This is a genomic window from Zymomonas sp., from assembly GCF_020216885.1.
Classification (GTDB): domain Bacteria; phylum Pseudomonadota; class Alphaproteobacteria; order Sphingomonadales; family Sphingomonadaceae; genus Zymomonas.
Genome location: NZ_JAIWON010000148.1, coordinates 1 through 7,112, shown reverse-complemented (window position 1 = coordinate 7,112; position 7,112 = coordinate 1). Strand labels below are relative to the sequence as shown.

The 7,112-nt window shown below is 45.9% G+C and carries 6 protein-coding genes; 5 read left to right on the top strand and 1 reads right to left on the bottom strand.

The genetic code is table 11. The features are described from left to right. Positions 1–220 precede the first annotated feature (220 nt). From LDL18_RS08130 to LDL18_RS08110, 5 genes are all read left to right on the top strand, one after another. On the top strand, positions 221–2,830 hold the full coding sequence (locus tag LDL18_RS08130; RefSeq protein ID WP_296508552.1) for an MMPL family transporter: 2,610 nt from the start codon (positions 221–223) through the stop codon (positions 2,828–2,830). Between the two features lie 233 nt (positions 2,831–3,063). Then, a complete protein-coding gene (gene thrB, locus LDL18_RS08125) occupies positions 3,064–4,026 on the top strand; it encodes a homoserine kinase (protein ID WP_296508550.1) in 963 nt (320 codons plus the stop codon). A 4-nt stretch (positions 4,027–4,030) separates the two neighbouring features. Then, positions 4,031–4,501, top strand: coding sequence for a ribonuclease HI (gene rnhA, locus LDL18_RS08120; protein WP_296508548.1), 471 nt, complete (start codon positions 4,031–4,033; stop codon positions 4,499–4,501). A gap of 140 nt (positions 4,502–4,641) precedes the next feature. Continuing rightward, the gene (locus tag LDL18_RS08115; RefSeq protein ID WP_296508546.1) at positions 4,642–6,099 is read left to right on the top strand and encodes a prolyl oligopeptidase family serine peptidase; all 1,458 of its coding nucleotides are present in this window, start codon (positions 4,642–4,644) and stop codon (positions 6,097–6,099) included. A 283-nt stretch (positions 6,100–6,382) separates the two neighbouring features. Continuing rightward, positions 6,383–6,817: a TIGR01244 family sulfur transferase gene (locus LDL18_RS08110; RefSeq protein WP_296508541.1), complete on the top strand. Its 435-nt coding sequence runs from the start codon at positions 6,383–6,385 to the stop codon at positions 6,815–6,817. Between the two features lie 6 nt (positions 6,818–6,823). Here the strand turns inward: LDL18_RS08110 and LDL18_RS08105 are convergent. Next, a partial coding sequence (locus LDL18_RS08105; protein ID WP_296508538.1) for a hypothetical protein occupies positions 6,824–7,112 on the bottom strand: 289 nt, incomplete at its 5' end.

Here is a 7,112-nt window from a genome sequence, read left to right as displayed (position 1 = left end):
AATATGCTGAAGCCGGTCTTGATGCTGATGGTATCGTTGCCGCGGTTATCTCCGCTTTGCATCGGAACTCAAAGCCTGTTGAAGTCGTTGAACTGACTACAAAAGTAACAGAAGATATGACTTTATGATCCAAGTTATCTTTTATTCTGAATCGTCCGGTTGTAACAGCTAAGGCGCTTGGGCTAGCCATACGGATTGATCTCGTGATATCGGACACATCATGCATCGTTTTCTTGTAACGCGTCTCGCAGGTATAAGCTGCCGCTTTCCTCTGCCTGTTCTCGCCTTCACCCTTTTCTTAACGCTGGTCTCTGCCTATTTCGCGGCGAGCCATTTTGCGATCAATACAGATACGGCGACCCTTATTTCTCCCAAGGTAACCTATCGCGTCAATGAAGATAGATTTGCCGATGCTTTTCCATCTACAGGGGGGACAACCCTGATCGTTGTGGAAGGACAAACACCGGAATTGGCAGAATCCGCTGCCGCCCGATTAAGCGAGAAATTGGGGCAGGATAAAAAGCATTTTCTGACGGTAACACGGCCTGATGGTGGCCAATTTTTTGCCCGTGAAGGCATCTTGTTCGGCCAGTTGCCGGATGTTCAAGATACGATGCAACAGCTGATTTCAGCACAGCCTTTTTTAGGCCCTCTGGCTTCTGACCCCTCTTTACGAGGAATCAATAATGCCCTGAATACCATGTTGATGGGGGTCAACCGCCATATGGCCAATCTGGATCAGATCCAGACTCCGATCCGTTCGATTGATAAGGCCATCCGTGACCAGCTTTCTGGAAAACAGACATGGTTTTCTTGGCAACTCCTTTTCTCAAGCAAAAATCCAGCGCTGAAACCGCCTCTAAAACGGTTAATTCTGGCACAGCCTGTTCTCGATCTAAGCGCTTTGATGCCAGGGCTTGAGGCCAGCAATGCTATTCATAAAGCCGCTAGTGATCTGAAATTGGATGCCGATCACGGCGTCAATATCCATTTAACCGGATCCGTGCCTTTGGCCGATGAAGAATTTGCTTCTTTGGCTGATAAAATTTGGCTGGTAGCAGGCGCAATGATTGGCGCGATGCTTATCACCCTGTGGTTGGCGGTGCGTTCCCCTAGTATTGTTGCGGCGATCATGTTGACCACCATTGCCGGATTGATCGTGACGGCTGCGGTTGGTCTGATAACAGTCGGACGATTTAACCTTATTTCCGTGGCCTTCATTCCGCTTTTTGTTGGTTTAGGGGTAGATTTTGGGATTCAGCTTTCGGTACGTTTTTTAGCCGAATTAGAAACAGAACCCAATCAACCCAAGGCTCTTTTGAATGCCGCCAATGCGTTGGGTCATTCCTTGTTATTGGCTGCGGGTGCTGTTTGCCTTGGTTTTCTGTCCTTTTTGCCGACAGCCTATATCGGGATTTCCGAATTGGGGATGATTGCCGGTGTCGGTATTTTGATTGCCCTATTCTTCTCGGTCACGATGCTGCCCGCCCTTTTGATGCTGTTCCGTCCGCGCCCACCCCGTCATCATGTTGGTTGGCGCAATATGGCGCCAGTCGATCATTTTCTGGTTAAAGAAAGACGTTGGGTTATCGGGAGCTTTTTGGGGCTGACTCTGATTAGCATCATTCTTCTGCCTTGGGTGCAATTCGACTTTAATCCGCTGCATTTGCGGAATCCCAAAGGGGAAGCGATGTCTACCCTTTTATCCTTGATGAAAGATCCTAATCAGACACCGAACACGATTGATATTGTCGCCCCAAATAGCAAAACAGCCGATGATTGGGTGAAACGCCTGTCGAAATTGCCGGAAGTCGATCAGGTCGTCACGATCAACAGTTTTGTGCCGACCAATCAGGAACCCAAATTGGCGGTTATTTCCGATGCCAATATGATCCTTGATCCGACGGTTAACCCGATTGAAACGCAGGCTGCCCCAAGCGATGAGGAAGTACAGCTTTCTTTGCGGCAAACGGCTACTTCTTTGAGAGAAGCGGCAGGAACCAGCACCCAAGCCTCGGCCAGCGATGCTCGTAGCTTGGCGGATTCGCTCGATAGCCTTGCCAGAAGTTCTGCTGCAACGCGACAGGCAACCAATGAAATGTTCTGTATGCCTTTGGCGGTCATGCTCGATCAGATGAGAGCGATGCTGCAAGCCGAAGCGGTGACACCTGAAGCCTTGCCCCAGACTTTGAAGGAAGGCTGGACGACGAAAGATGGCCGTATCCGCATCGAGGTTTTCCCGTCAGGCGACAGCAATAACAATGAAAATCTTATCCACTTTGCCAAAGCGGTTCAAAAGATCGTTCCGACAGCTTCGGGTATGCCGATTTCGACCCAAGCCGCCGCCTATACGATTGCTAAGGCCTTTATCGAAGCAGGTATTCTTGCCTTTATTACTGTCTGTTTGTTGCTGTTTATCGTTCTTCGGAATGTTCGAGAGGTCGCCTTTACCTTGGCACCGATTATCCTTTCGATTTTCCTGACTTTGGCAAGCTGCGTTATCATTAACCAGCCGATCAACTTCGCCAATATTATCGCCTTCCCGCTGTTATTCGGGGTGGGTGTGGCCTTTCATATCTATTTTGTCATGGCTTGGCGGAATGGCGAACGGAATCTGTTGCAATCCAGTTTAGCGCATGCCGTCTTTTTCTCGGCTATGGCAACAGGGACAGCTTTTGGTAGTCTGTGGCTGTCTTCTCATCCCGGAACGGCCAGCATGGGCAAAATCTTGATGATTTCTTTGGTCTGGACGCTGATTTGCGCTTTGATTTTTGAACCGGCGCTTCTCGGCAACAAGGAAAATAAGGCAAAGGAAGAAGGAAAAGCGTAAATAAATACGCTATCGGCAAAATTTTTGCTCATTCTGCCCCATTATTGCCTTGCTTATAAAGAAATAGCCTATCGCCCGACTTGATAAAAAACAGGTAAGGCGTAACAAAAGGTCGAATAAAAATAAAAGAATGGTGTTCAAAAATGCCAGTGTAATTTTCAATCCTGTCTTATGCCAAAGAGGACAGGAGAGGAATTATATTGAGCCATTCGATAAAGCAGGAATAGTGGTACATGGCTGTATATACTTCGGTCAGCGATGAGGAAGTCTCTTCATTCTTAGATCTTTATCCGGATTCAGGCCGGTTGCTGTCGATAAAAGGGATTACTGAAGGCGTCGAAAACAGCAATTACCTGATTACGACCGATGTCCGCTCGTATATTCTGACATTATATGAAAAGCGTGTGAATCCCGAAGAGCTGCCTTTCTTTATGGCTTTGACTGATCATTTGGCGGCTGAAAATCTGCCGGTTCCCAAGGCATGGAAAAGCTATGATGGAAAGCAGATACAGACATTGGCTGGACGGCCTGCCTGCCTGATCGAATTTTTGCAAGGGCGTTGGACACCTACCCCGAATGCGGAACAAACCCGTGCTACCGGCGAAATGCTGGGTAAAATGCATAAAAGTCTGACCCATTTTTCACAAAATCGCAAAAACAGCCTCGATCTTGAAAATTGGCATATTCTGGCTGAAAAATGTGGTTTTGAAGCCATGAACCAGATCGAAGCCCATATGGGGGACGAGGTTAAAAAAGAGCTGGATTATCTCGATAAACTCTGGCCGAAAGATCTGCCTCGTTCAGTTATCCATGCCGATTTATTTCCCGATAATGTGTTATTTGAAGGCGACAGCTTAAAAGGCGTTATCGATTTCTATTTTGCCTGCACCGAAATCCGTGCATGGGATTTAGCCATTACCTATAGTGCATGGTGTTTCGATCAAGAGAACCATTTCCTTGCTGATCATGCGAAAGCCTTGATTAAAGGCTATCATCAGAGTTTTGCCCTGACGGAAGAAGAGCGAGCCGCTTTTATTGTCTTGTTACGTGGAGCGGCTTTGCGCTTCTTGCTGACGCGGGCATGGGATTGGGTCAATACGCCGCCTGATGCTTTGGTTGTGCCAAAAGACCCGCGTGACTTTTTCAAGAGACTGCATTTTTATCGAGAGGCTTCTTTAGAATCTTTGGGTTTCTGATGTGATGCCCGATTCCTCGACACAAGATAAAATCGTCATGATCGCGACGGATGGCGCGTGCAAAGGCAACCCCGGCTTTGGTGGCTGGGGTGCGCTTCTTCGCTATCAGGGACATGAAAAAGCGATTTCTGGTTCTGAAAACCCGACAACCAATAACCGGATGGAATTACAGGCCGTTATCGAAGCCCTCTCCTGCCTTAAAAAGCCTTGCCGGATAGAGCTTTCCACCGATAGCAAATATGTCATGGATGGCTTGACCCGCTGGATTCATGGCTGGCAGAAAAATGGCTGGCTTACTGCCGCTAAAAAACCAGTCAAAAATGCCGATTTGTGGAAACAGCTTTTAGCCTTGACTAGCCAACATGACATTGCGTGGAAATGGGTCAAAGGGCATGCCGGACATCCCGATAACGAAAGAGCTGACCAATTGGCGAGTGATGCTGCGATTGCGCTGATGCAGCAAGAAAAAGCCTGATTTTTATTCTTTAAAAATTGATCCGTTGTCTGCTTTCTTAAAAATAATCCTTATCATGGCATGTCCTTTTCAGGGTGTATTCATTGTAGAGAATGTTAGAAATTCGATAGATATTTTTTCCTTGAAAGCAGAAAAAAACGATGACCGAGGTCTCAAGACGGAATTTTGTGGCAGCCGGAGCAACTTTAGCGGGCGCTTTATTGGGGTCACAAAAATCATATGCTTTGGGAAATGGTAACGGATTTAGAGCCGCTGCCCCTGATCTAGATGACAAGTCAGATAAGATCAAAACAGCCGGTATCCAGAAAGTCTATGCGCTTTGTGAAGTGACGGGTGGCGGTGAAAAAGTTTATGGTATCGCTATAGAATATGACAGCAATATTGATGCCAGCAGTTTAAAATTGGACAGTTATAAGGCGGCGGTTTACCCTGTGGCTAAGGGCTTTTTTGCGGGTATGCCGGAAGAGCCGGATAAAAATCAATCAACTGAACCCGCAAAAGATCGCCCTATAGTCGCCATTTATACTCATGATGCGCCTCAATTAGGACGAAATGCCTCAAAAAATGGCTTATATGTCATTATCGAATTTGAGCATGATTCAGATTTAAGCCTTCCAACAGCGGATAGTGACAGAGTTGTTATCCTGCAAAATAAAGCGATTAAATCTGTTAAAGGAAATCTTTATCCACCCAGTAAAGCCGCGTGGAGTAATTCTGATCGTCGAGGGAATCACGTCGTTATTCGCGGTGTCGATGATTGGGAACAAAATCACTGGTGGTGGGATGATACGCGTTCGGCATGGTTAGAATATAGTATTTACTTGCCGAAGTCTTTTTTGAAAGCCGGAGGAGAGCGCCAGTCCTATCCGCTATTATTGGCTATTACCCATTCCGGCACCAGTTATGATGGGAATTGCGCACAAACATTAACTGAGCAATGTATCGCTAGTCTGTGGAGTCTGCCTGAAGAACAGGCTGAACATGAATGTGTTGTAATCACGCCTCGTTACGAGCGGACAACCATGAACGATTATTGGGAACATACATATGATGTCGAAAACACCTATAAGCTGGTCGAATCTCTTCTAAAAAACACATGGAATTACGGTAATCCCAATTTCGAAGATCGCCGCGATAAAGTCTTAAAAATTGATCCAAAAAGAGTCTATTGCACCGGATGGTCAATGGGAGCGATGACCTCTCTTTGGCTTATGGCAAAGCATCCTGATACTTTTGCTGCCGGTCTGATTATTGCCGGCCAACAGCGGCCTAGCGATGTTCGTAGTCTTGCTCAGCAAAAATTGCTGATTATCACTGGAACAGAAGATCACAATGCGACCCCGTGGAATGAAAAATGCGTTCCCGTCTGGAGAGAGGCCGGTGGCATTGTTATCCGACCTAAAGAGACACTTGACCCTTCATTGATTTTTCCTGTCGATAACCAGAAATCACTCACTCATCAGATCAATAGCTATCTCGATAAAAACGGGAATATTACCTTCCTGACTTTTAAAGGGGTCGATCACATGGCATCGGCACGCAAATTCTTTTATATCAAAGCGGCGAGAGACTGGCTTTTTAAACAAGTAAAAAAATAACAGAAGGCGATGGCAGATAGCGCTACACAAAAAATGCGTCGCTATCGGGACAGCGACAAAAGATCAGTAGCGAGTTCAAAAGGATTCTGTTTTATAAATGCCGGATTCTAATTTCGACTTTATATCAGATTAGCGAGAGTTAATGGCTGTGATGGGGGCGCGGTTATCCACAGAAAATCACATTTGGTCAGTTATCAGGCATCTTACTGTTATCGTTTTTTTGTCCCCTGCCCCTTTGCTTTTCATGACATAATTCTGTCAGTCCATACAATTGGGGATAGAAATGAACCGTTTTAAACGTTTGAATAGTGAAATCGCCGTCAGCCCCCAATTATCGGTTGAAGATGTCAAGGAAGCTGCCCGTCAAGGATTTCGGTATATCATCAATAATCGTCCCGATGGGGAAAGTCCGAATCAACCCGCGGGTAGCGTGATAGAGGCGGCAGCAAAAGCGGAAGGCCTTGGTTATACGGCTATTCCAGTGAGAGCGGGTGGTCTTGATGAAAAGGCCGTGGTTGCGATGGCCGAAATTTTAAAAAAGGCGGATAAACCGATATTGGCCTATTGTTTTAGCGGAACACGCTCTACCTTTTTATGGGCATTGGCTAGCGCGGCGACAGGTGAATCCGAGGCTGATATTCTTTTCGCAGAAGCCGCCAATGCCGGTTACGATTTATCCCCGATTATGGCTTTGGTGGATAGTTTAACACAAAAATAAGCATAGTTATTGTATCTGCTTCTTCTCAATTATGTCTATCGCATACTCTAATATTGCTATGACGCCTTGGGAAGAACTTTGTTCTTCGGATATAAATATAGCCATTAGATATAAAATACTTGTAGTAATAATTGGAATCCATAAATAAGAATTAATATCCTTGCCGTCCCATGAGGCTACAGCAATAGAAAAAGAGGCTAATGCCGGAAACAGCCCAAGCGTTTTTATATTTCCTATAATAGAATAGGTTCTATTTTCAATATTCTTCCAAACAATTTTATAATGCAATAAAACA

What these genes read in the sequence shown, in the direction of transcription:
- LDL18_RS08130 (WP_296508552.1), top strand. Translation starts at nt 221, where the DNA reads ATGCATCGTTTTCTTGTAACGCGTCTCGCAGGTATAAGCTGCCGCTTT.
- thrB (WP_296508550.1), top strand. Translation starts at nt 3,064, where the DNA reads ATGGCTGTATATACTTCGGTCAGCGATGAGGAAGTCTCTTCATTCTTA.
- rnhA (WP_296508548.1), top strand. Translation starts at nt 4,031, where the DNA reads ATGCCCGATTCCTCGACACAAGATAAAATCGTCATGATCGCGACGGAT.
- LDL18_RS08115 (WP_296508546.1), top strand. Translation starts at nt 4,642, where the DNA reads ATGACCGAGGTCTCAAGACGGAATTTTGTGGCAGCCGGAGCAACTTTA.
- LDL18_RS08110 (WP_296508541.1), top strand. Translation starts at nt 6,383, where the DNA reads ATGAACCGTTTTAAACGTTTGAATAGTGAAATCGCCGTCAGCCCCCAA.